General features: G+C 43.0%; 21 protein-coding genes. 10 read left to right on the top strand and 11 right to left on the bottom strand.

What is annotated here, in order from left to right:
- Positions 1-42 precede the first annotated feature (42 nt).
- The 7 genes from agaW to PSF31_RS17285 all read left to right on the top strand — a co-directional run bounded on the left by agaW (position 43) and on the right by PSF31_RS17285 (position 6,130).
- Positions 43-813: a PTS N-acetylgalactosamine transporter subunit IIC gene (gene agaW / locus PSF31_RS17315; protein WP_094962833.1), complete on the top strand. Its 771-nt coding sequence runs from the start codon at positions 43-45 to the stop codon at positions 811-813.
- A complete protein-coding gene (locus tag PSF31_RS17310) occupies positions 803-1,690 on the top strand; it encodes a PTS system mannose/fructose/sorbose family transporter subunit IID (protein WP_036958865.1) in 888 nt (295 codons plus the stop codon). The genes agaW and PSF31_RS17310 overlap by 11 nt, the downstream gene beginning before the upstream one ends.
- 62 nt (positions 1,691-1,752) lie before the next feature.
- Positions 1,753-2,184, top strand: a complete 432-nt coding sequence (gene agaF / locus PSF31_RS17305; protein WP_096865040.1) for a PTS galactosamine/N-acetylgalactosamine transporter subunit IIA — start codon at positions 1,753-1,755, stop codon at positions 2,182-2,184.
- The gene (gene nagA, locus PSF31_RS17300; RefSeq protein ID WP_096865041.1) at positions 2,181-3,353 is read left to right on the top strand and encodes an N-acetylglucosamine-6-phosphate deacetylase; all 1,173 of its coding nucleotides are present in this window, start codon (positions 2,181-2,183) and stop codon (positions 3,351-3,353) included. Before agaF ends, nagA begins: the two co-directional genes overlap by 4 nt.
- Positions 3,354-3,390: 37 nt before the next feature.
- Positions 3,391-4,221 (top strand): 5-dehydro-4-deoxy-D-glucuronate isomerase, encoded by an 831-nt coding sequence (gene kduI, locus PSF31_RS17295; protein WP_096865042.1) that lies wholly within the window; start codon positions 3,391-3,393, stop codon positions 4,219-4,221.
- Positions 4,222-4,289: 68 nt separating this feature from the next.
- Positions 4,290-5,045 carry a 2-dehydro-3-deoxy-D-gluconate 5-dehydrogenase KduD gene (gene kduD / locus PSF31_RS17290; RefSeq protein WP_036958862.1) on the top strand — a complete coding sequence of 252 codons (756 nt, stop codon included), beginning with the start codon at positions 4,290-4,292 and terminating at the stop codon, positions 5,043-5,045.
- Positions 5,046-5,062: 17 nt separating this feature from the next.
- On the top strand, positions 5,063-6,130 hold the full coding sequence (locus tag PSF31_RS17285) for a glycoside hydrolase family 88/105 protein (RefSeq protein WP_096865043.1): 1,068 nt from the start codon (positions 5,063-5,065) through the stop codon (positions 6,128-6,130).
- 175 nt (positions 6,131-6,305) lie between these two features.
- Here the strand turns inward: PSF31_RS17285 and PSF31_RS17280 are convergent, their stop codons facing one another.
- A complete protein-coding gene (locus tag PSF31_RS17280; protein WP_004264412.1) occupies positions 6,306-7,025 on the bottom strand; it encodes an oligogalacturonate-specific porin KdgM family protein in 720 nt (239 codons plus the stop codon).
- Between the two features lie 123 nt (positions 7,026-7,148).
- Positions 7,149-8,708, bottom strand: a complete 1,560-nt coding sequence (locus PSF31_RS17275; protein WP_096865044.1) for a sulfatase-like hydrolase/transferase — start codon at positions 8,706-8,708, stop codon at positions 7,149-7,151.
- Positions 8,709-9,598: 890 nt separating this feature from the next.
- On the opposite strand from PSF31_RS17275, the gene pepT reads away from it, so the two are divergent.
- Together pepT and dcuC are read left to right on the top strand one after the other, a co-directional pair.
- On the top strand, positions 9,599-10,852 hold the full coding sequence (gene pepT / locus PSF31_RS17270; protein WP_004264401.1) for a peptidase T: 1,254 nt from the start codon (positions 9,599-9,601) through the stop codon (positions 10,850-10,852).
- Positions 10,849-12,222 (top strand): C4-dicarboxylate transporter DcuC, encoded by a 1,374-nt coding sequence (gene dcuC, locus PSF31_RS17265; protein WP_004264398.1) that lies wholly within the window; start codon positions 10,849-10,851, stop codon positions 12,220-12,222. Before pepT ends, dcuC begins: the two co-directional genes overlap by 4 nt.
- Positions 12,223-12,293: 71 nt before the next feature.
- Here the strand turns inward: dcuC and PSF31_RS17260 are convergent, their stop codons facing one another.
- The 9 genes from PSF31_RS17260 to secE all read right to left on the bottom strand — a co-directional run bounded on the left by PSF31_RS17260 (position 12,294) and on the right by secE (position 25,650).
- Entirely contained in the window at positions 12,294-13,244 is a 951-nt protein-coding gene (locus PSF31_RS17260) for a hypothetical protein (RefSeq protein ID WP_096865045.1), read from the bottom strand.
- A gap of 203 nt (positions 13,245-13,447) precedes the next feature.
- Positions 13,448-17,671 (bottom strand): DNA-directed RNA polymerase subunit beta', encoded by a 4,224-nt coding sequence (rpoC, locus tag PSF31_RS17255; RefSeq protein ID WP_004264390.1) that lies wholly within the window; start codon positions 17,669-17,671, stop codon positions 13,448-13,450.
- 108 nt (positions 17,672-17,779) lie between these two features.
- The gene (gene rpoB / locus PSF31_RS17250) at positions 17,780-21,808 is read right to left on the bottom strand and encodes a DNA-directed RNA polymerase subunit beta (protein WP_004264386.1); all 4,029 of its coding nucleotides are present in this window, start codon (positions 21,806-21,808) and stop codon (positions 17,780-17,782) included.
- Positions 21,809-22,167: 359 nt separating this feature from the next.
- A complete protein-coding gene (gene rplL, locus PSF31_RS17245; protein ID WP_004264384.1) occupies positions 22,168-22,533 on the bottom strand; it encodes a 50S ribosomal protein L7/L12 in 366 nt (121 codons plus the stop codon).
- Positions 22,534-22,593: 60 nt separating this feature from the next.
- Positions 22,594-23,091 carry a 50S ribosomal protein L10 gene (rplJ, locus tag PSF31_RS17240; RefSeq protein ID WP_004264381.1) on the bottom strand — a complete coding sequence of 166 codons (498 nt, stop codon included), beginning with the start codon at positions 23,089-23,091 and terminating at the stop codon, positions 22,594-22,596.
- A 334-nt stretch (positions 23,092-23,425) separates the two neighbouring features.
- The gene (rplA, locus tag PSF31_RS17235; RefSeq protein WP_004264380.1) at positions 23,426-24,127 is read right to left on the bottom strand and encodes a 50S ribosomal protein L1; all 702 of its coding nucleotides are present in this window, start codon (positions 24,125-24,127) and stop codon (positions 23,426-23,428) included.
- A 4-nt stretch (positions 24,128-24,131) separates the two neighbouring features.
- Positions 24,132-24,560 carry a 50S ribosomal protein L11 gene (gene rplK / locus PSF31_RS17230; RefSeq protein ID WP_004264379.1) on the bottom strand — a complete coding sequence of 143 codons (429 nt, stop codon included), beginning with the start codon at positions 24,558-24,560 and terminating at the stop codon, positions 24,132-24,134.
- A gap of 157 nt (positions 24,561-24,717) precedes the next feature.
- Positions 24,718-25,263 carry a transcription termination/antitermination protein NusG gene (gene nusG / locus PSF31_RS17225; RefSeq protein WP_004264378.1) on the bottom strand — a complete coding sequence of 182 codons (546 nt, stop codon included), beginning with the start codon at positions 25,261-25,263 and terminating at the stop codon, positions 24,718-24,720.
- Entirely contained in the window at positions 25,264-25,650 is a 387-nt protein-coding gene (gene secE / locus PSF31_RS17220; protein ID WP_004264377.1) for a preprotein translocase subunit SecE, read from the bottom strand.
- A 325-nt stretch (positions 25,651-25,975) separates the two neighbouring features.
- On the opposite strand from secE, the gene PSF31_RS17215 reads away from it, so the two are divergent.
- Positions 25,976-26,176: a hypothetical protein gene (locus PSF31_RS17215; protein ID WP_036958857.1), complete on the top strand. Its 201-nt coding sequence runs from the start codon at positions 25,976-25,978 to the stop codon at positions 26,174-26,176.
- The last annotated feature ends 80 nt before the right edge of the window (positions 26,177-26,256 follow it).

Below are 26,256 nucleotides of genomic sequence, written 5' to 3'. Positions count from 1 at the left end.
TGAGATAACAACTTAACACTAAGGCGTTTAAGGAAAACTATTATGATTTATGAAGCTTCTCTCGTGGCTTTATGGGCCTTCTTTTGCGGTATAGATAAGTATGACGTTGCACTCAATATCCATCGTCCACTGATCACAGGGCCTGTTGTCGGCCTGATTATGGGTGATATGCAAGTCGGTTTAATTGCGGGTGCAACATTAGAATTAGCTTGGCTGGGGCTTGTTCCAAATGCAGGGGCTCAGCCACCTGATGTTACCTTAGGCACTATCGCCGCCGTTGCATTCGCCATTATGACCAATCAATCACCAGCGGTAGCAATGGGAATTGGTATGCCAATTGCCGTTCTCATGCAAATGATCATTATCGGTTTTTTTGCAATCACCGCATTCACTATGGGGAAAGCTGATCGCTACGCTGAAAAAGCCGATGCGGCGGGGATCTCCCGGTTATTAATCGCCACAATTACCGTTCGTTCTTTACTCTACGCGATCGTCGCCTTTGTAACGGTTTACTTCGGTGAACACGCGGCACAGTGGATTGATGAAAATACACCAAAAGTACTCCTCGAAGGCTTAGGTATTGGCGCCAAAATGGTTCCAGCAATTGGCTTCGCGATGTTGTTGAAAATCATGTGGTCAAAAGAAGTGGCTGGTGTGTTCTTTGTTGGTTTCGTTATGACCACTTATCTCAAACTGCCAATTATGGCAGTAGCAATACTCGGCGCATCTGCGGCAGCCCTGTATTACTTCTTCAGCGGTAACAACAACAAGAATAACTCACAACAAAATGAGGATTTTGAAGATGGTATCTGATAACAAAACAGCAGTAGAAACCAAAAACTTACCAGTGGAATCCTACGTTGATGGCATTGATGAGTACCAAGATACCACTGTCCGCAAAGTCATCACGAAAGGCGATCTATGGCGTTGTGCATTTCGCGGGCTATTTATGGAAGGTAACTTTAACTTTGAACGTATGCAAGGGGGAGGCTTTGCATTCTCCATCATCCCAGCCCTACGCAAAATTCATGGTAATAACAAACGCGATTATGCAACTGCACTGAAAAATCACTTACAGTTTTTCAATGCAAGTCCAAAATTATTTACTTTCTTACTTGGTACTGCCGTTGCCATGGAAGAGAACAAAGAGAAGCCTTCTACTGTCAACGTAATGAAAGTGGCAGGCATGGGACCAACAGGTGGAATTGGCGATGCTATCGACCATATGACATTGATGCCACTGACTTTAGCATTAGGTGCATCTATCGCAATGGAAGGCTCAATTGCCGGCCCATTTGTTTTCTTCTTTTTGTACCAAATTGTTCACTTTTTTGTCTATTTTGGCTTGATGTTCATGGGATATCGCGCAGGTACTGCGGCGATGGTTAACATGAGCGACGCAACAGAAAAATTAGCGAAAGCCGCCAACATCATGGGGATTTTTGTGATTGGGGCACTTTCCGCCACTTTCATAAAAGTACAAACCACCGCTGCTGTTGAGGTAGGTGGCAAGGTGGTCGAACTACAAACCGCCTTGTTCGACAAAATCATGCCTAACTTACTCCCTCTGTGCCTTGTCTTTTTGATGTTCAAAATGGTGAAAGGGACAGGTTTCTGGGCAAAACCGCCGGTGCTTATCTTCTCTGTCTTGGCCTTCGGTGTTATTGGCCATGTACTCGGTGTGATGTAACAGAATCGTATTAAATTGTTTTTAGGTGGGTAGCCAAGTTACCCACCAGCAAGGAGTTATCAATGATTGGTTTGATTGTTTCTGGGCACATTAATTTTGCGAGCGGTATGGCTTCCGCTGTCAAAGCCATCGCAGGTGAACAGGAAAATATGGTGTTTATTGATTTTGTTGAAACCCTTTCTCCCGACGAATTGGAACAACAAATGCGAGCAGCAATGAGTGCCATGAATTGTGAACAAATACTTTTTCTCACCGACCTTCCTGGTGGAACCCCTTGTAACCGCGCTATGGCAATTATGATGGAAGATAAATCCGTTGAAGTTTTAGCTGGCGTTAATCTACCGATGATTGTCAATGCGGCATTGGAACGTGAAGGGGTTGGTGCAAAAGAACTTCTTTCTATCTTACACGATATTGGCACGAGTAGTATTCAAGATCTACGCCAACAACTGGCTATGATGTCAGAGCCTGAATGTGAAGAAGATGGCCTATGAAACAGCAATATGCCATTTTAGCGGATCGTACCTTTACACCTGAGGGAATTCGCTATCAGCAGTATGTTCGAGTGTGCAACGGTGTTATACAGGAAATTACGGATACCGCCCCCGAACACTGCCCAGTCATCCGTCTTGAAGGGCGCTCCTTACTACCGGGGTTTGTTGATATCCATATTCATGGTCGTGCTGGCGCAGACGTCATGGATGCAAGCCAACAAGGGTTGCAAACCATCGCTGATGCATTAGTCAAAACCGGTGTTGTGGCTTGGGTGGGAACCACCGTCACCGCACCAATGGATGATATCAAACGCGCACTCACCCAAGTGAGTGACTTTATCGCCAAGCCGCAAACATCAGGAGCCCAGTTAGTCGGCAGTTTTTTAGAAGGCCCTTACTTCACTGAACGTCATCGAGGCTCGCATCCTGTTAAGTACTTAAAATCGCCGACCATTCATGAATTGGAAGACCTTGTGCAATGTGCTAATCACACACTTTTGCGAGTTGCTGTTGCACCTGAAGCAGAAGGTGCCATTGAGGCTATTGATTGGCTAGTACAACACAATATTAAGACCAGTGTTGCACATACTGCCGCTGATTTCATACAAACCAGTCTCGCATTTTCACATGGTGCAGATTGTGGCGTGCATCTTTATAACGGCATGACGGGTTTACATCATAGAGAGCCCGGTTGCTGTGGCGCAGTGTTGTACCACGATGTCCTTGCAGAGCTGATTGCCGATGGCATTCATGTTCACCCCGTCATGATGCAGCTAGCTTATCGAATGAAAGGTTATCAGCAGCTCGCTTTAATTACGGATTGTATGCGAGCTGGTGGGCTACCGGATGGTGATTATGCCCTTGGGGCACAGACGGTGAAGGTCACTCAAGGGCAAGCTCGCACAGCTGATGGCTCTCTTGCGGGTAGTACATGTAGCCTTGATAAAGCATTGCGCAACATGGTGCAACTCGCGCATGTTCCTGAATGGGAAGCCGTACAAATGGCTACTTCGGTTCCCGCTCAATACCTTGGAATCGATGACCAATTTGGTTACATCCGAGTTGGGGGTCAAGCTAATTTTGCCGTTGTTGATAACAATTTTTATCTAACAGACACATTCATCAGAGGTGAACACGTTCACTCTGTATTCGGGGATACCGACCATTAAAGTCGGTTACCTATCAGTAAATCATGAGGTATTTATAATGGAAATTCGTCAACCAATTCACAGTGAGCATGCAAAAACACTTGATACTGAAGGCTTACGCAAACAGTTCCTGATCGAGAATTTGTTCCGTGAAGGGGAAATGAATCTCACTTATAGCCATATCGACCGCATTATTGTGGGTGGCATTGTTCCAACACAAAAACCACTCGCTCTAATGGCAGGAAAAGCATTAGGCGTTGAGTTCTTTCTTGAGCGTCGTGAGCTGGGTGCAATTAATATTGGGGGCGCAGGTCAAGTTATCGTTGATGGCCAATCCTATGATATCGCACCAAAAGAAGCTATTTATATTGGTATGGGAGCCAAATCTGTCGAGTTTATCAGTACTGATGCGATTACCCCTGCACGTTTTTATATGAACTGTGCACCTGCACACCATACCTACCCAACACGCAAAATTACTATCGAACAAGCTTCACCAGAAAAATTAGGTAATGTAGAGAATTGTAACGTTCGTACCATCTATAAATTCTTACACCCATCTATTTTACCAACCTGCCAATTATCAATGGGCATGACAGTACTCGAGCCCGGTAGCTTATGGAATACCATGCCATGCCATACCCATGAACGTCGCATGGAAGTGTATCTGTATTTCAATATGAAAGAAGACAACGTTGTTTTCCATTATATGGGTGAGCCTTCGGAAACACGCCACATTGTTGTTCGTAATGAACAAGCCGTCATTAGCCCAAGTTGGTCTATTCACTCAGGCGTGGGAACTGCTGCTTATACATTTATTTGGGGAATGGTTGGCGAAAATCAGGTGTTCCACGATATGGATCATGTCGCCATGAAAGATCTGAAATAACCCTTTTATCTTTTTTAACATAATAAAAAACGATGTGGCAGTACTGTCACATCGTAAGTGAGGTACAGATGAACTTATTTGATTTAACAGGAAAAGTTGCGATTGTCACTGGATGTAATACCGGTTTAGGTCAAGGAATGGCAATTGGTTTAGCACAAGCAGGCGCAGATATTGTTGGAGTTGGCATCCAAGATGCTCCTGATACACGCGCTCAAGTCGAAGCTTTAGGCCGTAAGTTTCACTACATTATTATGAATTTAATGGAACAAGACGGGTTACAAACTTTGGTTGATGATGCGGTATCCGCCATGGGTCATATCGATATTCTTGTTAATAATGCAGGTATTATTCGCCGAGAAGATTTATTAGAGTTTAGTGAAAAAGATTGGGACGATGTGATTAATATTAATCAAAAAACCTTATTCTTTTTATCTCAACGTGTTGCACGCCAATTCGTGAAGCAAGGTAATGGTGGGAAAATTATTAATATTGCCTCAATGCTCTCGTTCCAAGGTGGTATTCGGGTTCCATCTTACACTGCAAGTAAGTCAGCCGTCATGGGGCTCACTCGTGCTCTCGCTACCGAGCTTTCCCAATACAACATTAATGTGAATGCGATTGCCCCAGGTTACATGGCAACAGACAACACGGCAGCACTGCGCGCTGATGCAGATCGCAACGCAGCTATCTTAGAGCGCATTCCTGCGGGCCGTTGGGGAACTCCTGAGGATTTAGCAGGGCCAGCCATCTTTTTAGCCTCCAAAGCAAGTGACTATATTAATGGTTATACCATTGCTGTTGATGGTGGCTGGTTAGCTCGCTAACCCATCTGGAGAAAATAATGGAACAATCATCATTACCAAAACCATTACAACGTAATACGGTTTTAGATGATATGAAACGGGTTTACCGTTATCAATCAAAAAACCAAGTACGCAGTGTACTTCGTCGTAGTGGCAAAACCCGTTTTATTAAAGATACGGACTGGGAACGTGGTGTTCTGTGGTCTTGTGTTGCTGCTGCATGGCAAGCAACACAGGATAACGAATATCTCGCTGGTGTATTGGATTACACATTACATACTGGATTTCGTACAGGACCTAACCCACGTTTTGCCGATGACCATGTCTGTACTCAAGCCTATTTAGCTGTAAGTTCGCAATTTGATCATCCAGAAGTCCTTGAACCCACTATTAATGCATTCAACCTTATGTTAGCAGAGCCAAAACCAGGTCGAGAAGACTGGTGGTGGTGTGATGCACTCTTCATGGCTCCCCCTGCTTTTGCCGCGTTATCAGCTAAAACAAATGACAATCGCTACTTAGACTACATGCATACCGCTTATTGGGATGCGATAGAACATTTGCGTGATCCTGAAACTGGCTTAATTTATCGCGATTATCGCTACATTCCTGATGGCAAGGGTGGTGAATTACGTGAAAAAAATGGTGAAAAAGTATTTTGGAGCCGAGGTATTGGTTGGGTCATTGCGTCTATCCCACGTATTTTACAATCGTTACCTAAAGAGTTCCCTGCCCGCCAGCAATATGTAAATTTATTTACCGAGCTAATGGAAACTGTCATTCAATACCAACAAGAAGACGGTTTCTGGCGCACTAGTTTACTTGATCCCCAAAGCTTCCCTGCCCCTGAAAGTAGTGCCGCTGCATTATTTTGCTATGGATTAGCGTGGGGCTTAAACCAAGGTTTACTGGAAGAAGCACGCTACTTGCCTTTGCTCGAAAAATCATGGTGTGCACTACAAAGCTGTATTCACCCCAATGGAATGCTAGGTTGGGTACAGCTTCCGGCGTTCAACCCACGAGATGTCAAATATGACCATAATATGGATTATGGAGCTGGAGCCTATTTATTAGCAGCAAGTGAAGTTATTAAACTCAAAATTTAATTCATTACAACCCGATTTACCATTGCTCAAGTTGTCATTTCATTACTTTCTTTTGGCCAATTTATTGGCCATTTTTCTTGTTTTTCAGTATTTATTCTTTTCTCTTCTTTGCAAACCGGCAATAAAAAACCCACGATCACTCGTGGGCAAATATATATTTATATGACAAATGATATTACCAAGTATATTGAATACCCACACGGAATCGTGTTTGACGGTCACTTGAAAACCTATTTTCTTTCACATTGCCCACTTCAACAAATGGGCGCCATAAAGCACCATCATCTGCTTTAATATCATAACGAAGGCGAACGTTGTGTTGATAATCGAATTTTTTATCATTGTAAAGAGGTTGAGCGTTGTCAGCCATTTCCCACATTAAATCCAATTGATACTGTAAATCTAAGTTACCCCATTTGTAACCTATCCAGCTATCAAACTCTTGGATTTTAGAGTGATAATTACTGCCATTTTCTCCTACTTGACCATAATCCCACACTTTCCATTTATAACGGCCTTGTAAACGAATACCATTATCGAATGTATAATTTAAACGAACATAAGGAACATAAACTAAACCTAATTTATCGAAATCAAGAGAAGCACCGACAAGCCCCACTAAATTTGGATTCAATTTTGTATAATAAAAAGCTGAAAATTCCGAACCATCAATTTTCATTGCGTCATAAGCACCATCTTTATTTCCATAGCGTGCATCTAACTCAAATCCAATATTTTTCCCTGTATCCAAAAAAGCTTTAATTCTATCTCCGCTTTTCCCTGATGCATCTAAATATTGATGACGATATTCAATTGTTGTTTTATAGTTATTTGCGAGAGCATATTGTGATGAAATTGAAAATAACACTGCACTAGCAATAATTAATTTTTTCATTATCTTTATTCCAAAGCTGTGTACTATTTAAGCACGAGGATAGTGATTCCCTGTTTTATTAGAGAATAATATTTTCATTTTTTTAATTAATGCCACCTAGTTTATTAGGTGGCAAAAAATGATTTATTTAACTTCACAAGCTGAAACTTTTTTATTTAATTTATTTGTTGTTGCTGTAATAAACTCTGTTGGTCTCCAAGAATCACCGGTTTTTTCTAACCACGGTATAAGCTCTTCTTTAATTAATTTATCAATAATGGGTTTGTTCTCATCTGCCACATTTTTCATTTGATAAGGATCATTTACATTATCATAAAGCGTATATTTCAGTGGTTGCCCATCCTGACGGTCAATAACCAATGTATGTGTTTTCGTTCTCACGCCACGTTTACCAAACGAAGGTTCACCATACGGAATAAATAAATAAAGTTGAGAGTTAGCGACTTCCCCCTCACCAGTGACTACACGTTCAGCTAAATTACTTCCTTCAACTGAGCCAGGGATCCATTGCTCTAACCCCAATAAACCTAGAATCGTTGGGTAGATATCCGGCGCTGACATTAATGCATCATCTTGCCCTGGTTGAATTTTACCCGGTAACCGAAACATCATCGGAACACGCATCGACTCATCATAAGGGTTATTTTTTGTCGGCTGGCCATTTGCACCAAGACAACTACCATGATCAGAGAAGAAAACAACCAATGTATTATCCGCAAGCCCTTGTTTTTCAAGCTCATCAACGATGCGACCAAATTGTTCATCAACGCCGTTTACCATCGCCAGATATTCTTTGAAATATTGAGGTCCATAGCCTTCTTGGTATTCCACATCCCATTTAACATTTGGCCGAGTATTTAACTCTTGCGAGGTTTTTCCTTTATAGGCATCGAGATACTTTTGTGGAACTTGGTCATACGGTGAATGCGGAGGGTTCATAGAAACAACCAGCGCAAATGGCTTGGTATTATCACGGTACTGCCCATTTTTATTTTGTAAGAATTTTATGGCTATATCCGCTTCGTGCTCTGGCCCCCATTGGTCTACATAAATCGGTTTTTCCCGTGGTGTATTATTGGCCCAATACATCGGTTTCATATGCAGATCATATGTGCCGTAGGAGTACCAAAAATCAAAGCCATGGCGGCGGTTTGGAGCAGCCCATTCATTCCAATAACGACCTTCCATTGGGTTATTATAGCTTTCAATAAAAGGTGCATATGGCGCATCTAAATGCCATTTACCAATATACCCCGTGCTGTAATCCAATGATTTCAAAACATCAGACCAACAATTGGCATAAGGTGATAAATCAATCCCTACCTTTCCACCATAATCATGTGCGTTGCCTGTAATACCGTTACGAACAGGATATTGCCCAGTCATAAACATGCCACGGAATGGGGAACATAATGGGTAATTGGATGCCATCTGCGTCATGACTTTCGCTTGTTTGGCAAACTTATTTAAATTAGGGGTAATTGACGGATCTTCTCTCATAAATTGTAATGCGTGGGCACGCATCTCATCAGGAAATACTATCAATAAGTTAGGAGCGTTATCGGGTCGGTAAGGCTTAATATTTGAAGGTTTTCCATCATTGGCTAAAATGGGACTAGAAACCGACATTGCTGCACCGCTGGCTGCTAATCCTTTTATAAAGGTTCTGCGCGAAACAGTCATTGCTTCATCCTCTTTTGTTTACGTTTTCTTTCGTTTTTGATTAATACATATTATTTATACTTTTGCATAATATCAAAAAGTAAGTGATCGAAAATATCAGAATTCAAGTAGAGATCACAAAAAGTAATCAATTCGTAGAAAATAAGTCAATTTCCCCACAATAAAGATATGATGCAAACTTATGACAATCAAAATTAACATGCTGATTTTTAATAAAAATAAATAATTCAGAGATGCTGAGCACAGAAGTAAAATTTTGCTTGAAAATTACATATCAAATGACGAAGAAATACCTGCCAGTAAATCTTCATTTGCTTTCAATGCAAAAAAGTAGAGGTAATACGAAACAAGACAAAAGAAAATTTTTATCACCATCCTGCAAAAAACAGTCAGTATAAAATTGATTCAATTATCTAAATGAAAGGCAAAGAAATAAAATATCAAAATATGATTTTAAGCATTCATTCCATCTAATTTTCTATTAATTTTGCTAATTAAAAATTTTTATTTCTAGGAAAAATTATCTTTTGAACATCTAACAGCAATATATATTAATTAAATTTAAGATAGGATAAGTTTAAAATAAGGTGTTAAATAAAAAACACATTACGAAAGAATATTCTTACGATTTAATATCAATAATTTAACAATATTATTTAAGACGAAAAATAAGGCAGGAGTAAAGTCGTCCATTTTAATTCATTATTCGAATAATGCTACTATTAATTATCAATTTTATATTCTCACTAGCATTTCTTAGAAAAATTCAACAGGTCTGATATTCAGAATATCTTTAATTGTGATACAAGAATAATACTGTGAAATTAAATTACAGCCACAGATATAACTAATGTAAAATGCATTCTATAAGATGCTGGGGAATAAAAAGAATGAATATTGTTGAGCGGTTTATTTCTTATACCAAAATTAACACCACCACTGATAGGGAAAAGGGTGCGGCAGGAATTATGCCTTCCTCAGAAGGACAACGCGTCCTTGCGAAACAGCTGGTCCAAGAGTTAGAAGCTCTGGGCGTTGAAGATATTAAGCTGCGTGACACCGCTATTGTCACCGCAACTTTGCCTTCCAATCTTGATTATGATGTCCCAACCGTCGCTTTCTTCGGCCATTTAGACACTAGCGCAGAACAAACCAATGATACTAAAGCACAAATTTTGCCATACACCGGTGAAGATTTATGCATGAATAAAGAACTTAATATTTATCTACGTAAGAGTGAGTTCCCTGAATTAGTGAATTACATTGGTGATGACATAATTGTCACTGATGGAACTAGCCTATTAGGTGCTGACGATAAAGCGGCAATTGCCTCTATCATGGATATGCTGCAATACTTTAAGCAAAATCCAGAAATTAAGCACGGCACCATTAAAATTGGTTTCGTTCCAGATGAAGAGCAAGGCCTCCGTGGCGCAAAAGTCTTTGATGTTAAAGAGTTTGGTGCTGATTTTGCCTATACCTTGGACTGCTGCGGTATCGGTGAACTGGTGTATGAAAACTGGAACGCAGGTGATGCCGAAATCATCTTTACGGGTAAATCGGCTCATCCAATGTCCGCAAAAGGCAAACTGGTTAACTCATTATTAATGGCACAAAAATTTATTGCCATGTTACCGGGTGGTGAAGCTCCTGAGTATACCGATGGACGCGAAGGCTATTATTGGGTGAAACAAATGTCAGGTAACAGCGCCCGTACTGTTTTAAAAATGGATGTGCGTGATTTTACCGAAGACGGCTATCGCAAACGTATGGCTTTCTTAAAACAATTAGCAGAGAGCTGCGAAAGCCTTTGGGGAAGCGAAAGTGTTGTTTGTAAGCTATCAGACCGCTACTCTAACGTTTACAATAGCCTACAAGGAGATAACCGTTACCCTATTGATATTGCCGTTGATGCCTACCAAGCTTGTGGTATCACTCCAAAAGTCATTCCTATGCGTGGGGGTTATGATGGAGCTGCATTATCGCAAAATGGATTGCCTTGCCCTAATATCTTCACAGGCGCACATAACTTCCATTCAATCTATGAATATTTACCCGTTAAATCCCTACATGCCGCCAGCGATGTATTAAAACAAGTGGTACAAATCACCGCAGAACGCTTCAAACCAGGAGCTAAAGCATGATCCCAATTCTAACGGTTCTGATTATCGTTGTTTTGGTTGCGCGATTTATTTTGAAGGGGTACAAAGCTGAGCCAGTACTATTAATCGCTGGCTTAGTATTGATGATATTCACCCTAGCCCTTGGTTGGGGTCCTATCCTCCCTAAAAATGTCGCCACCACCGGTATCACTTGGCTCGACCCATTTGAAGTCATGCGAGATTTATTCAGTAGCCGCGCAGCGGATCTCGGTTTAATGATCATGGCATTGATGGGCTTTGCGCACTATATGGACCATATCGGTGCCAATGAAGCGGTAGTACGTGTTGCAACTAAGCCACTGAAAAATATGCGTTCACCTTATGTACTGCTATTTTTCTCTTTCTTACTGGCGAGTATCTTGCAGTTAGCTATCCCATCAGCAACAGGCTTAGCCGTATTATTAATGGGAACCATGTTCCCAATTATGATTGGTTTGGGATTATCACCTGCTTCTGCGGCTGGGGTTATCGCAACTTCTCTTGGGGTGGCTTATACACCAACCGCGATTGATGCCATTCGTGGTGCGAAAGCGGTCGATATGTCTGTCGTTGAGTATGTGCTTTACTATCAAGGGCCAGCGGCATTAGCCACTGTATTGGTCGTCGGTATTACCCATATTTTCTGGCAACGTCACTGTGACCGAAAACAAGGTTTCGTACCTGAAATTGGTAAAGCCGTTCAGTCACATGAAAAAGAAGAAATTACTAAGTCAGTTCCTGGATATTATGCACTTCTTCCTATGCTCCCCATTATTATGGCGGTGGGAACGTCCAATTTGTTCTTTTCCGGTATTCACTTAGATGTTGTGACTATCGTGCTGATTGCGATGGCCATTTGCATGGTGATTGAAACACTTCGCGTACGTAATTTTAAAGCGGTTTGTAATGGCTTCCAAACATTTCTAAATGGTATGGGTCATGCATTCAGTAATGTAGTTGGCTTATTGGTTGCCGCTGGAGTGTTCGCTCATGGTATTAAAGTCAGTGGAGCAATTGACCAACTGATTTTAGGTGCTGAATCCGTCGGCTTGCCACCATTTGCCATGGCGATTGTGTTCGCTCTCGTCACACTTGCCGCTGCTATTATTATGGGTTCAGGTAATGCGCCATTCCTCGCGTTCGTTGAGTTAATCCCACAAATTGCACATAGTATGGGCGTTAACCCTATTGCAATGATTTTACCAATGCAACAAGCCTCACACATGGGCCGAGGTATGTCCCCAGTCGCGGGGGTAATCATTGCCGTATCCAGTGGTGCAAAACTGCAGCCATTTGATGTGGTAAAACGAACCGCCGTGCCGTTGATGGTAGGTTTTGTGGCTCACTGTGCGATCATTGGTATTTTTTACTAATTACTATATTTACCATTCACATAATTAAAGCGGGAAATATTCCCGCTTTTACTTTTTCTAGCAAACCAATTCTAATGTTTACACTGACAATCTGAGTGGTCATCATGCTTGGGATCAGGGCAGCAAGAATCTATGGTCTTTTTTATAATATCAGACAATGTATTCACAGTATTTATAATGAGTGGCAAGTTTTCACAGACAGAATCACACTCTGAAAGCCTTCTATCTGGTTTGGATGGCGGTATTAAGCTATCACATAATATTTCCTGTAAAACTAACGAGAAATTTGCAATTCCAGTGGTGTAAATGTACGCACGTCCGTCGGTTTCTTTGGCTAGTCGTTCATACTCTCTCGTCACGTTATCTCTATCAGCAAGAGTCGGAAAACGATCTAGATTTGTTGGGCTATCATCCGGTGTACCTTGGTAGGTATACACCTTAATTCCTCTTTCTTGAGCGACAGATATGGCTTCATTATTTTTTGCAATCGCAGCACGAGTAAGAATTCCACCGCCACCTTCCATCCCTTCATCACCCAGCACAAAAATAGCCCTACGCGCATCATCTCGCCAATCAAAGTGTTTACTAATATCAATAACCGCACGACATAAATCTTCTTTATTTCCAGCATGATCTCGTCCATCGGATTCTTTAAACGGTAATCTTGCTTGTAAATCCCTTTCGTTCGCACCGATCTTAATTAAATATTCACTGGCAGATTGATCAAACTTCGTATTTGCCCAAGTCCCTTCGATACCTAAAAATGTCGCCCGAAGGTGAGATGGACACTTTGCTGATGCCGCCTCAATCGTCGCATCAATCTGTTTACTTAAATCCCCTGCTTCATCAGACATTGAGCCACTAGTATCAATAACAACAACTAAATCTAATGCAATTTGCCCATTTCCCGTCACTATCTGAGATGTATTTATGGCCCCTAATGAGTCTGATAATATTCCATGATAAGCCGAGAGATTAGCTTGATTCACATCAACCTGTTCATTTGTCTTTTTTTTATCCATCGCATATTCCTATTAAATAATTTAAAAATAATTTTTATTACCGTTTATTTTTAGCCAAGCAATTTATTATTCATTTTTTTTACTGCTGGATATATTTTAAAAATAGAAATACGCGTTACATATTCAGATAAACCTAAGACATAAAAAAAGCCAGTACCTTTCGGCACTGGCTTTTGTCAGGCGTTTTACAGTGAAATCAGAAATTAGTTCTGGTTGTCACTGCTAAAACCTGCATTTAACAGCTCAGCTAAGTTTGCTGTTGCTTCGTCTGCACTGACTTGTGGTGCATCCACAACGTCGTTCAGATGGCGGCGGCGGATACGGTCTTGGTGATACGCAAAACCAGTACCTGCTGGGATCAGGCGTCCAACAATTACGTTTTCTTTCAGACCACGTAATTCGTCACGTTTACCCGCAACTGCGGCTTCAGTCAGTACGCGTGTCGTTTCTTGGAACGATGCTGCTGAGATAAAGGATTCTGTTGCCAGAGATGCCTTAGTAATACCCAACAGGTCACGAGCAAAGTTCGCTGGAATTTTGCCTTCTTGTTCCAGTTTACGGTTAGAAACTTTAACACGTGAGTACTCGACTTGTTCACCTTCGAGGAATTCAGAACTTCCTGCATCCGCGATAGTCACTTTACGCAGCATCTGACGAACGATAACTTCAATGTGTTTATCGTTAATCTTAACGCCTTGTAAGCGGTAAACTTCCTGAACCTCATTAGTGATATAACGCGTAACAGCATGGACACCACGCAGACGCAGAATATCGTGTGGAGATTCTGGACCATCGGAAACCACGTCACCACGTTCAACGATCTCACCTTCGAACACGTTGAGTTGACGCCATTTAGGGATCATCTCTTCGTACGGATCGCTACCATCTAATGGTGTGATAACCAGACGACGTTTCCCTTTGGTTTCTTTACCAAACGAGATAATACCGCTGATTTCAGCCAAGATTGCAGGCTCTTTCGGACGACGTGCTTCGAACAAGTCAGCTACGCGTGGTAGACCACCCGTGATATCTTTAGTACCCACAGATTCTTGTGGAATACGCGCTAAGGTATCACCGACGTTGATTGCGATGCCATCATCTAACTGAACAATTGCTTTACCCGGTAAGAAGTACTGAGCAGGCATGTCCGTGTTAGGAATAAGAACATCGTTACCATTTGCGTCAATAACACGTAGTGCTGGACGCAGGTCTTTACCACCACTGGTACGTTCCGCAGTATCCAGAACAACGATTGAAGACAGACCGGTTAATTCGTCAGTCTGACGCGTCATTGTTTGGCCATCAAGCATGTCAGAGAAGCTGATAATACCCGATACTTCACTGACAACTGGCATTGTATGTGGATCCCAGTTCGCAACAGTTTCACCGCCCGTTACTGCATCGCCATCGCCTTTCGTCAAGTGCGCACCGTAAGGGACTTTATAGCTTTCTTTCGTACGACCGAATTCATCAATCAGACGCAGTTCTGTATTACGTGAAGTAATAACCAGTTTGCCTTCTGAGTTCGTAACGAATTTAGCGTTAACCAGTTTCAGGGTACCTGTGTTACGGACTTGAATGCTAGATTCTGCCGCCGCACGAGATGCCGCACCCCCGATGTGGAACGTACGCATCGTTAACTGTGTACCCGGCTCACCGATTGACTGTGCCGCGATAACCCCGATAGCTTCACCTTTGTTGATGATATGACCACGAGCAAGGTCACGACCATAACAGTGAGCACACACACCGAAGTCAGTTTCACAACTTACAACTGAACGAACTTTAACGCTGTCGACTGAGTTAGCTTCTAACAGGTCACACAGTTTTTCGTGCAGTAATGTATTACGTGGAACCAGAATGTCTGCCGTTCCTGGGATCAGGATATCTTCTGCAGTCACACGACCCAATACACGCTCACGCAGTGGTTCTTTAACGTCGCCACCCTCGATAACCGGAGTCATCAGGATACCTTCGTGAGTTCCACAGTCGTCTTCAGTCACAACCAAGTCCTGTGCAACGTCAACTAAACGACGAGTCAGATAACCGGAGTTCGCTGTTTTCAATGCGGTATCGGCAAGACCTTTACGCGCACCGTGCGTAGAAATAAAGTACTGGAGAACGTTCAGACCTTCACGGAAGTTTGCCGTGATTGGTGTTTCGATGATGGAGCCATCTGGCTTAGCCATCAGACCACGCATACCTGCTAGCTGACGAATCTGAGCTGCAGAACCACGAGCACCGGAGTCGGCCATCATAAAGATACTGTTGAAAGAAACTTGTTGTTCTTCGACGCCATCACGGTTAATAACCGCTTCAGTCGACAAGTTTTCCATCATCGCTTTAGCAACACGTTCGTTTGCTGCTGCCCAGATATCGATAACTTTGTTGTAACGTTCGCCTGCTGTTACCAGACCAGACTGGAACTGTTCCTGAATTTCTGCAACTTCAGCTTCTGCTTCGGCGATGATCCCAGCTTTTTTCTCTGGAATAACCATATCGTCGATACCAACTGATGCACCAGAACGTGCCGCATAGGCAAAACCGGTATACATGATTTGGTCAGCAAAAATAACAGTAGGCTTCAGGCCCAGAACACGGTAACAGGTGTTCAGCATTTTGGAGATAGCTTTCTTACCTAACGCTTGGTTTACCAGAGCATAAGGCAGACCTTTCGGTACGATCATCCATAAAATTGCACGACCAACAGTGGTGTCAACTAAACCAGTGTTGATTGTAATGTTACCTTCCGAATCTTTTACTTCTTCAGTGATACGGACTTTAACGCGGGCATGCAGTGACGCATGACCTGAACGGTAAACACGCTCAGCTTCTTTAGGACCGGCTAATACCATGCCCTCGCCTTTCGCGTTTACGCAGTCACGTGTCATGTAGTAAAGACCCAATACAACGTCCTGAGAAGGAACGATGATCGGCTCACCACTTGCAGGTGACAGGATGTTGTTAGTCGACATCATCAACGCACGTGCTTCTAACTGAGCTTCCAGAGTCAGAGGAACGTGTACCGCCATTTGGTCTCCATCGAAGTCGGCGTTATATGCCGCACAAACGAGTGGGTGCAATTGGATAGCTTTACCTTCGATAAGAATAGGTTCGAAAGCTTGGATACCCAGACGGTGAAGTGTTGGTGCACGGTTCAACATGACTGGGTGTTCACGGATGACTTCATCCAAGATATCCCAAACAACCGCTTCTTCGCGCTCAACCATTTTCTTCGCAGCTTTAATGGTTGTAGCCAGACCACGTAATTCTAATTTGCCATAGATAAATGGTTTGAATAACTCAAGAGCCATTTTCTTCGGCAGACCGCACTGATGCAGGCGCAGGTATGGACCTACGGTGATAACAGAACGACCTGAGTAGTCAACACGCTTACCAAGTAAGTTCTGACGGAAACGACCTTGTTTACCTTTGATCATATCTGCCAAAGATTTCAGAGGACGTTTGTTAGAACCAGTGATTGCGCGACCACGACGACCGTTATCTAACAGGGCGTCAACCGCTTCTTGCAGCATACGTTTTTCGTTACGTACGATGATGTCTGGCGCAGCCAGATCCAGAAGACGTTTCAGACGGTTATTACGGTTGATTACGCGACGATACAGATCGTTCAGATCTGATGTTGCGAAACGACCACCATCCAGTGGAACTAATGGACGCAGATCCGGTGGTAATACTGGTAATACGTTTAAGATCATCCACTCTGGTTTGTTACCAGATTGAATAAATGCTTCCAGCAGTTTGATACGCTTAGTCAGCTTCTTACGCTTAGTTTCAGAGTTAGTTTCATTTAACTCTTCGCGCAGCGTTTCACACTCGTTCTCAAGATCGAGGTTTTTCAGCAGGCCTTGGATAGCTTCCGCACCCATTTTCGCATCAAATTCGTCACCGAACTCTTCCAGCGCATCTAAATATTGCTCTTCTGTCAGAATCTGTGCACGCTCAAGGCTAGTCATACCGCCTTCAACAACTACATATGATTCAAAGTACAGAACGCGTTCAATATCACGCAGTGGCATATCGAGCAGCAAACCGATACGGGATGGCAGTGATTTTAAGAACCAAATGTGTGCAGTCGGAGATGCAAGTTCAATGTGACCCATGCGCTCACGACGGACTTTGGTCTGTGTAACTTCTACGCCACACTTCTCACAAATCACACCGCGGTGTTTTAAACGTTTGTACTTACCGCACAGACATTCATAGTCTTTTACTGGCCCGAAAATACGCGCACAGAAAAGACCGTCACGCTCAGGTTTGAACGTACGGTAGTTAATGGTTTCTGGCTTTTTAACTTCACCGAATGACCATGAACGGATCATATCAGGTGATGCCAGAGCAATCTTGATAGCATCAAACTCTTCGGTCTTGGTTTGCGCTTTCAGAAACTTTATTAAGTCTTTCACAAAATGCTCCTGTCGGAGTTAGACCTGTCAGGTGAGTGTTCAAAGACACTCTCCCCAAATCCCAGTGCTTACATGTGCCGGAAAGCAAGCTTTCCGGCATAAAACGAATTACTCGTCTTCCAGCTCGATGTTAATACCCAGTGAACGGATTTCTTTCAGCAATACGTTGAAAGATTCCGGCATACCAGGTTCCATCTGATGGCTACCATCGACGATGTTTTTATACATCTTCGTACGGCCGTTAACGTCATCCGATTTAACTGTAAGCATTTCTTGAAGAGTATAGGCTGCACCGTATGCTTCCAGTGCCCACACTTCCATCTCCCCGAAACGCTGACCACCGAACTGCGCTTTACCACCCAGCGGTTGCTGAGTAACCAAGCTGTAAGAACCTGTTGAACGGGCGTGCATCTTATCGTCAACCAAGTGGTTCAGTTTCAGCATGTACATGTAGCCGACAGTAACTTGACGCTCAAAACGCTCGCCAGTACGACCATCGAATAATGTAATCTGACCTGAAGTCGGCAGACCGCCCAGTTTCAGCAGTTCTTTGATTTCTTTCTCTTTCGCACCATCAAATACTGGTGTTGCAATTGGCATACCTTTTTTCAGGTTCTCAGCCAAACGCATAACTTCTTCGTCAGTGAAAGTGTTCAAATCAACTTTCTGGCGTGGATCATCACCTAAATCGTATGCTTTTTGGATAAACTCACGCAGTTTGGCAACTTCTTCTTGCTGTTTAAGCATAGCATTGATTTTCTCACCAATACCTTTCGCTGCCATCCCTAAGTGGGTTTCCAAAATCTGACCGATGTTCATACGTGATGGTACGCCCAGCGGGTTCAGAACGATATCAACTGGGTTACCGTTTTCATCGTAAGGCATGTCTTCAACTGGGTTGATTTTTGAGATAACACCTTTGTTACCATGGCGACCCGCCATTTTATCACCCGGTTGGATCTGACGTTTAACAGCCAGATAAACCTTAACAATTTTCAGTACACCCGGAGCTAAGTCATCACCTTGAGTAATTTTACGACGTTTTGCATCGAGTTTTTTCTCGAACTCAGATTTCAGTTCGTCATACTGTTCAGCTAATTGCTCTAACTGGTTTTGCTTCTCTTCGTCTGCTAAAGATAACTCTAACCAACGGTCGCGAGGCAGTTTGTCCAGTTTTTCAGCTTCAATTCCGCCGTTAACCAGTACAGAACGGATACGTGCAAACAGGCCAGCTTCGAAAATACGCAGCTCTTCTGTTAAGTCTTTCTTCGCATCACGTAACTGAGTTTCTTCGATCTCTAATGCACGTTTGTCTTTCTCTACACCGTCACGGGTAAATACTTGTACGTCAATAACCGTACCAGATACACCGTTAGGAACACGTAAAGAAGAGTCTTTAACGTCTGATGCTTTTTCACCGAAGATAGCACGTAACAGTTTCTCTTCTGGAGTCAGTTGAGTTTCGCCTTTAGGTGTTACTTTACCAACCAGAATGTCGCCGCCTTTCACTTCCGCACCAATATACACGATACCGGATTCGTCAAGTTTAGACAGAGCAGCTTCACCGACGTTTGGAATATCTGCAGTGATTTCTTCAGGCCCTAATTTAGTGTCACGAGACACACAAGAGAGCTCTTGAATATGAATAGTTGTAAAACGGTCTTCTTGAACAACACGCTCAGAAACTAAGATGGAGTCTTCGAAGTTATAACCATTCCATGGCATGAATGCCACGCGCATGTTTTGACCAAGTGCTAATTCGCCGAGGTCTGTTGAAGGACCATCCGCTAACACGTCACCACGTTCAACAGGTTCACCTAAAGATACACAAGGCATCTGGCTAATACAGGTGTTCTGGTTAGAACGGGTATATTTAGTCAGGTTATAAATATCGATTCCAGCTTCGCCTGGGTACATCTCATCTTCGTTAACTTTGATAACGATACGAGAAGCATCAACGTACTGAACCGAACCACCACGTCTTGCAACAGCAGTAACACCAGAGTCAACCGCTACTGCACGTTCCATACCTGTACCAACTAATGGTTTGTCGGCACGTAAAGTAGGAACCGCTTGACGTTGCATGTTCGCACCCATCAATGCACGGTTGGCGTCATCGTGTTCAAGGAATGGGATCAGTGACGCACCAACAGAAACAACCTGTTGAGTCGAAACGTCCATATATTCAACCTGTTCACGGCTGAATAAGCTTGATTCACCTTTGTTACGGCAAGTAATCAGTTCTTCAACAAAGCTACCATCATCACCTAAAACGGTATTCGCCTGAGCAATGATGAAGTTACCTTCTTCAATTGCAGACAAATAATGGATTTCGTCTGTTACTAAGCCATCGCGGACTAAACGGTATGGGGTTTCTAAGAAACCGTACTCATTGGTCTGTGCATAAACAGATAATGAGTTGATCAGACCGATATTTGGACCTTCAGGCGTTTCGATTGGACAAACGCGACCGTAGTGAGTTGGGTGAACGTCACGTACTTCGAAGCCCGCACGCTCACGAGTCAGACCACCTGGGCCTAACGCAGAGATACGACGCTTGTGCGTAATTTCAGACAGCGGGTTGTTCTGGTCCATAAATTGGGACAGCTGGCTGGAACCAAAGAACTCTTTAACTGCGGCTGAAATTGGTTTCGCGTTGATCATATCTTGTGGCATTAATGCATCGAGGTCGCCCAGAGAAAGACGCTCTTTCACTGCACGCTCAACACGAACCAGACCGACACGGAATTGGTTCTCTGCCATTTCACCAACGGAACGAATACGACGGTTACCTAAGTGGTCGATATCATCCACTTCGCCTTTACCATTACGGATATCGATGAGTTTACGCATAACATCAATGATGTCTTCTTCACTCAGGATACCTGAACCTTCGATTTCTTCACGGTTCAGTGAACGGTTGAACTTCATGCGACCTACTGCAGACAAGTCGTAACGATCTTCAGAGAAGAATAAGTTATCGAACAGGTTTTCAGCGGCTTCACGGGTTGGTGGCTCACCAGGACGCATCATGCGGTAGATTTCTACCAATGCACTCAGACGATCGTTAGTTGGGTCGACACGAACGGTTTCAGAAATGTAAGCACCATGGTCTAAGTCATTGGTAAACAATGTTTCGATTGTTTTATGACCAGACTGGCTCAGACGTGCCAACATATCTAAAGAAAGTTCCATGTTCGCTGCACAAATCAGCTCACCAGTACTTTCATCAATATAGTCTCTAGCAACGACTTTACCTGCGATATATTCAACAGGAACTTCGATGCTATTCACTTCTTCTTTTTCTAACTGACGAATGTGACGTGCAGTGATACGGCGGCCTTTTTCTACATAGACTTTACCGTTCGCTTCGATATCAAATGAAGCTGTCTCACCACGTAAACGCTCAGGAACCAGCGTCATCATCAGTTTATTATCACGGATTTGGAATACAGTTTTTTCGAAGAACAGATTTAAGATTTCTTCGGTATTGTAATCCATTGCACGCAGAATAATGGTCGCAGGTAATTTACGGCGACGGTCAATACGTACAAACAGGTTATCTTTCGGGTCAAATTCGAAATCAAGCCATGAACCACGGTAAGGGATAATACGTGCGTTATATAGCACTTTACCTGAAGAGTGTGTTTTACCTTTATCGCTGTCGAAGAATACACCAGGACTACGGTGTAACTGAGAAACGATAACACGCTCAGTACCGTTGATAACGAAAGTTCCGTTTTCAGTCATGAGTGGGATTTCACCCATGTAGACTTCTTGTTCTTTGATGTCTTTAACAGTTCCTTCCGGTGCTTCACGCTCATAAACGATGAGACGCAATTTCACACGTAAAGGCGCAGAGTAAGTTACACCGCGAATTTGACATTCTTTAACATCAAAAACAGGCTCGCCTAAACGATAGCTGACATATTGTAATTCAGCATTACCGCTGTAGCTCTGAATTGGAAACACAGAACGGAAAGCTGCTTCCAGCCCATTCTGGCCATCTGGATCTTGCTCGATAAACTTCTGGAACGAGTCAAGTTGGATAGAAAGGAGATAAGGTATGTCCAAAACTTGTGGACGCTTACCAAAGTCCTTACGGATACGTTTTTTCTCGGTATAGGAGTAAACCATAGGTTTCCTCAGCTCGTTGATCAGTGACCCAAGTGGTTAGCTCTTAGTATAAGAGACTGAACCGCAACGCGTTTTTTTATAAGAAACGGAAAATGAATACTTTCCTTAATACTCATTGCTATTACTCTTAAATCATTTCATTGCGTTGCCATTGCTACCGAGCTACCCGAGCGGGTCGTAGCGAAGAACACAGTATATTAAGTCGTCAATAGAAAGAAGTATTGGAGGGTTGTTGTTAACATTAAAACTGCGTGAAAAGCTGTTAACACCCATCACGCTTTACAGCGCAAAAAGGCTGGTGATTAAAAAATCACCAGCCGTCAGCCTAATTAGATTAGGCTGCGTTCTTGCAATTGAACTTATTTAAGTTCAACAGAAGCGCCTGCTTCTTCAAGAGATTTTTTCAGAGCTTCAGCTTCGTCTTTGCTCGCGCCTTCTTTGATGGTCGCTGGAGCAGACTCTACCATATCTTTAGCTTCTTTCAGGCCAAGACCGGTTGCGCCACGAACTGCTTTGATAACTGCAACTTTGTTACCGCCAACAGCTGACAGTACAACGTCGAATTCAGTTTTTTCTTCAGCAGCTTCAGCTGGGCCCGCAGCAACAGCAACAGCTGCAGCAGCAGAAACGCCGAATTTTTCTTCCATCATAGTAATCAGTTCAACAACGTCCATTACAGACATTTCTGCAACTGCATCAAGGATTTGGTCTTTAGTGATAGACATAACAAGTGTTCCTAAAATTCAGAAATAGTTTATACGTTAAAAAGCAACGAAGGAAAGGGCTTATGCAGCTTCTTTCTGATCGCGCAGAGCAGCCAGAGTACGAACCAATTTGCCGGCAGCGGCTTCTTTCATGGTTGACATCAGGCGTGCGATTGCTTCATCGTAAGTTGGGAGAGTTGCCAGACGATCGATATCTTTCGCTTGGATTAACTCACCTTCAAAGGCCGCAGCTTTAATCTCAAATGCTGGATTCGCTTTCGCGAACTCTTTGAACAGACGAGCGCCAGCGCCCGGGTGTTCGTTAGAGAAAGCAATTAAGGTTGGACCGACAAACACGTCTTTCAGTACATCGTAAGAAGTACCTTCAACAGCACGACGGATCAGTGTGTTACGAACAACACGGATATAAACGCCTGCTTCGCGACCTGCTTTACGCAGTTCAGTCATTTTTGCTACAGTTACGCCGCGTGAATCAGCAACAACTGCAGAAAGCGCGCCTTTGGCTACTTCGCTGACTTCAGCAACAATCGCTTGTTTGTCTTGAAGATTTAGTGCCATTAGCTTCTTGCTCCTGGATTAACCGGGAAAACCCGGGACTCACATCACTCAAACACAACATTATGTAAGAGCGCTAAAACACGGTGAGCAGAATAGAATCCAGAATTAAATTCTAGGTATCTCTGTCACCGTCTACGCAGGTAAATTAAGTAGCTATTATAACTAATAAACCACACCTGCGGTCTTGGACGGGGTCTGGAAAGGCCAGACTCCATACCGAAATTCGTGGTTTGTTGGATACATTTTGTGTACCCAACAAACTCAAGGCGTCAAATTTTATACAAATTTGACGCAAAGGTAAAGCCTAATTACCAATTAGCCGAAGCTATAGCAATTAAACTGTCGCTGACAGACCAGCTTGGTCAACAGCAACACCTGCACCCATAGTGGTGGACAGGCTAACTTTCTTGATGAAAACACCTTTAGCAGAAGCTGGTTTTGCTTTTTTCAGCGCGATCAGCAGTGCTTCTAAGTTTTCTTTCAGTTTGTTAGCGTCGAAATCAACTTTACCGATAGTGGTGTGGATGATTCCGTTTTTGTCATTACGGTAACGAACCTGACCTGCTTTAGCATTGTTAACTGCTTCAGCAACGTTTGGAGTTACAGTACCAACTTTCGGGTTTGGCATCAGACCACGTGGGCCTAAAACTTGACCTAATTGGCCAACAACGCGCATTGCATCTGGAGAAGCAATAACAACGTCAAAGTCCATTTCACCAGCTTTGATTTTATCAGCCAGATCTTCCATACCTACCAGTTCAGCACCTGCAGCTTTAGCAGCTTCAGCGTTTGCGCCTTGTGCGAACACAGCAACGCGAACTGAACGGCCAGTACCGTGTGGCAGCACAGTTGCACCGCGAACGTTTTGGTCAGATTTACGAGCATCGATGCCCAGGTTGATAGCTACGTCAACGCTTTCTACGAATTTAGCAGTTGCTAATTCTTTCAGCAGTGCAACGGCTTCATTGATGTCATACTGTTTAGTTGCATCAACTTTTTCACGGATATTGCGCATGCGCTTAGTCAGTTTAGCCATTGTCTTAGTCCTCCACTACCAGGCCCATGGAACGAGCAGTACCTTCAATTGAACGCATCATTGCGTCAACATCAGCACCAGTCATGTCCGCAGCTTTAGTTTCAGCGATTTCGCGAATCTGAGCAGAGGTCACTTTACCAACTTTGTCTTTGTTCGGCTTACCTGAACCAGACTTAACGCCAGCTGCTTTTTTCAGCAGAACTGCTGCAGGTGGAGTTTTGGTAACGAAAGTGAAAGAACGGTCTGCGTAAACAGTAATAACAACAGGAATTGGTAAACCTTTTTCCAGGCTGTCTGTTTTTGCGTTGAACGCTTTACAGAATTCCATGATGTTAACACCTTGTTGACCCAGTGCTGGACCAACCGGTGGACTTGGGTTCGCCATACCAGCTGCAACTTGCAGCTTAACGTAGGCTTGAACTTTCTTAGCCATGATATTTCCTCTAGTGGGTGATAGCGCCTTACGGTTTGCAAGGCTCCCCGTTACATTAAACATGCCCCGCACATTAATTTGCGCCGAACATAAAAACAAAAGGCGCGAAATTGTAGTCAAATTTCACGCCTTTTGCAAGTCAGTTTTGTCGTTTAGATTAGGCTTTTTCTACCTGACCAAAATCCAATTCGACTGGAGTTGCACGACCGAAGATAGAAACAGACACTTTCAAGCGGCTCTTTTCATAATCAATTTCTTCAACCACACCGTTAAAGTCAGCAAACGGACCTTCGCTAACACGAACCATTTCACCCGGTTCAAACAGTGTTTTCGGACGTGGTTTATCACCAACTTGTTGTAAGCGGTTCATGATAGCATCAACTTCTTTATCGCTAATTGGCGCTGGACGATCTGACGTCCCGCCAATGAACCCCATTACACGCGGTACACTACGCACTAAGTGCCAAGAGTCATCATTCATGACCATTTGGACTAAGACATAGCCTGGGAAGAATTTACGTTCACTCTTACGGCGCTGACCGCTACGGATTTCAACAACTTCTTCTGTTGGAACCATAACTTCGCCAAAAGAATCTTCCATAGCATGTAATTTGATATGTTCACGTAAAGATTGTGCTACGCGACCTTCAAAACCAGAGAATGCCTGAATGACATACCAGCGCTTTTTAGGTGAATCGGACATTTAGAATAACCTCAGGCTTGTAATAAATGAAACTAAACGCACCAGGATACCATCTAGTCCCCACAGTATTAATGACATTACAGCCGTTACTGCAGCAACAATTAAAGTAGTTTGTAATGTTTCCTGGCGAGTAGGCCAAATGACTTTTCTCATCTCGACGCGAGCTTCGCGTGCAAACGCCAGTGTTGCTTTACCTTTTGTGGTCCATAAAGCGACAGCACCTGCAATAGCGACAACAGCCACAACTGCAAAAGCACGCAGCGCGAGATTATATTGACGGAAGTAATAATTACCAACAATAGCAATTATTAATAAGGCACAGACAATGATCCACTTGAAGATGTCTGCACTGCGTCCACTTCCTTGAGCTTCGCTATTCGCACTCATAATTCAACCTGTTACCATGAAGTATGTACAAAGCTTGCTTGTTTACAAAGGTAAGCCAACCAAGCCAAACCAATAGAATATGCCAACATATCCCTCAATTACTACAAACTAAGCCTGCAAAAATTTGATAGGGATATCAATAGCATCACCTGCGATCTAAAAAGTAATTAGCCTTGTTAATGGAGGTAATTAGCGTTATTCGTTCTGCAAAAATAACAAGTTGCAGTAACATTTTATTTCGCAAGTACTACGTGTACGTCAGTACTATCACTTTACAAGTGCTACCCATTTCACAAGTGCTATTCCATTTTGCAGGAATTTCAGCATGCCCAGTAAATTTTTTAACTACACCAATCAAGAAAGTGACTTTCTTTTTGTGGCAGCAGTAAAATATACCATATCTTCCGAGCAAAACCTTAATAAATCTCATATAACTGCGCAAAGTAGCCCGCACAGTTATCAATTCGTTGTTTCAGAGCCTATCTCACCAATAATTATACAAATGATTGATGAGATAGGTTCTTAATTTTGCAACGTATAAAAAGGACGTCTATTAGACGCCCTTTTTTACTAAGTGGTTCTTTCTTATTCAGAAAGAGCGGTATT

This window comes from Providencia sp. PROV156 (assembly GCF_028480905.1).
Classification (GTDB): Bacteria; Pseudomonadota; Gammaproteobacteria; order Enterobacterales; family Enterobacteriaceae; genus Providencia; species Providencia hangzhouensis.
The sequence above is the reverse complement of the archived record's forward strand: the minus strand, read 5'-3'. Positions and strand labels throughout refer to the sequence as shown.

Coding starts and splice junctions, on each gene's coding strand:
- agaW (WP_094962833.1), top strand. CDS start 43: ATGATTTATGAAGCTTCTCTCGTGGCTTTATGGGCCTTCTTTTGCGGT.
- PSF31_RS17310 (WP_036958865.1), top strand. CDS start 803: ATGGTATCTGATAACAAAACAGCAGTAGAAACCAAAAACTTACCAGTG.
- agaF (WP_096865040.1), top strand. CDS start 1,753: ATGATTGGTTTGATTGTTTCTGGGCACATTAATTTTGCGAGCGGTATG.
- nagA (WP_096865041.1), top strand. CDS start 2,181: ATGAAACAGCAATATGCCATTTTAGCGGATCGTACCTTTACACCTGAG.
- kduI (WP_096865042.1), top strand. CDS start 3,391: ATGGAAATTCGTCAACCAATTCACAGTGAGCATGCAAAAACACTTGAT.
- kduD (WP_036958862.1), top strand. CDS start 4,290: ATGAACTTATTTGATTTAACAGGAAAAGTTGCGATTGTCACTGGATGT.
- PSF31_RS17285 (WP_096865043.1), top strand. CDS start 5,063: ATGGAACAATCATCATTACCAAAACCATTACAACGTAATACGGTTTTA.
- PSF31_RS17280 (WP_004264412.1), bottom strand. CDS start 7,025: ATGAAAAAATTAATTATTGCTAGTGCAGTGTTATTTTCAATTTCATCA.
- PSF31_RS17275 (WP_096865044.1), bottom strand. CDS start 8,708: ATGACTGTTTCGCGCAGAACCTTTATAAAAGGATTAGCAGCCAGCGGT.
- pepT (WP_004264401.1), top strand. CDS start 9,599: ATGAATATTGTTGAGCGGTTTATTTCTTATACCAAAATTAACACCACC.
- dcuC (WP_004264398.1), top strand. CDS start 10,849: ATGATCCCAATTCTAACGGTTCTGATTATCGTTGTTTTGGTTGCGCGA.
- PSF31_RS17260 (WP_096865045.1), bottom strand. CDS start 13,244: ATGGATAAAAAAAAGACAAATGAACAGGTTGATGTGAATCAAGCTAAT.
- rpoB (WP_004264386.1), bottom strand. CDS start 21,808: ATGGTTTACTCCTATACCGAGAAAAAACGTATCCGTAAGGACTTTGGT.
- rplL (WP_004264384.1), bottom strand. CDS start 22,533: ATGTCTATCACTAAAGACCAAATCCTTGATGCAGTTGCAGAAATGTCT.
- rplJ (WP_004264381.1), bottom strand. CDS start 23,091: ATGGCACTAAATCTTCAAGACAAACAAGCGATTGTTGCTGAAGTCAGC.
- rplA (WP_004264380.1), bottom strand. CDS start 24,127: ATGGCTAAACTGACTAAGCGCATGCGCAATATCCGTGAAAAAGTTGAT.
- rplK (WP_004264379.1), bottom strand. CDS start 24,560: ATGGCTAAGAAAGTTCAAGCCTACGTTAAGCTGCAAGTTGCAGCTGGT.
- nusG (WP_004264378.1), bottom strand. CDS start 25,263: ATGTCCGATTCACCTAAAAAGCGCTGGTATGTCATTCAGGCATTCTCT.
- secE (WP_004264377.1), bottom strand. CDS start 25,650: ATGAGTGCGAATAGCGAAGCTCAAGGAAGTGGACGCAGTGCAGACATC.
- PSF31_RS17215 (WP_036958857.1), top strand. CDS start 25,976: ATGCCCAGTAAATTTTTTAACTACACCAATCAAGAAAGTGACTTTCTT.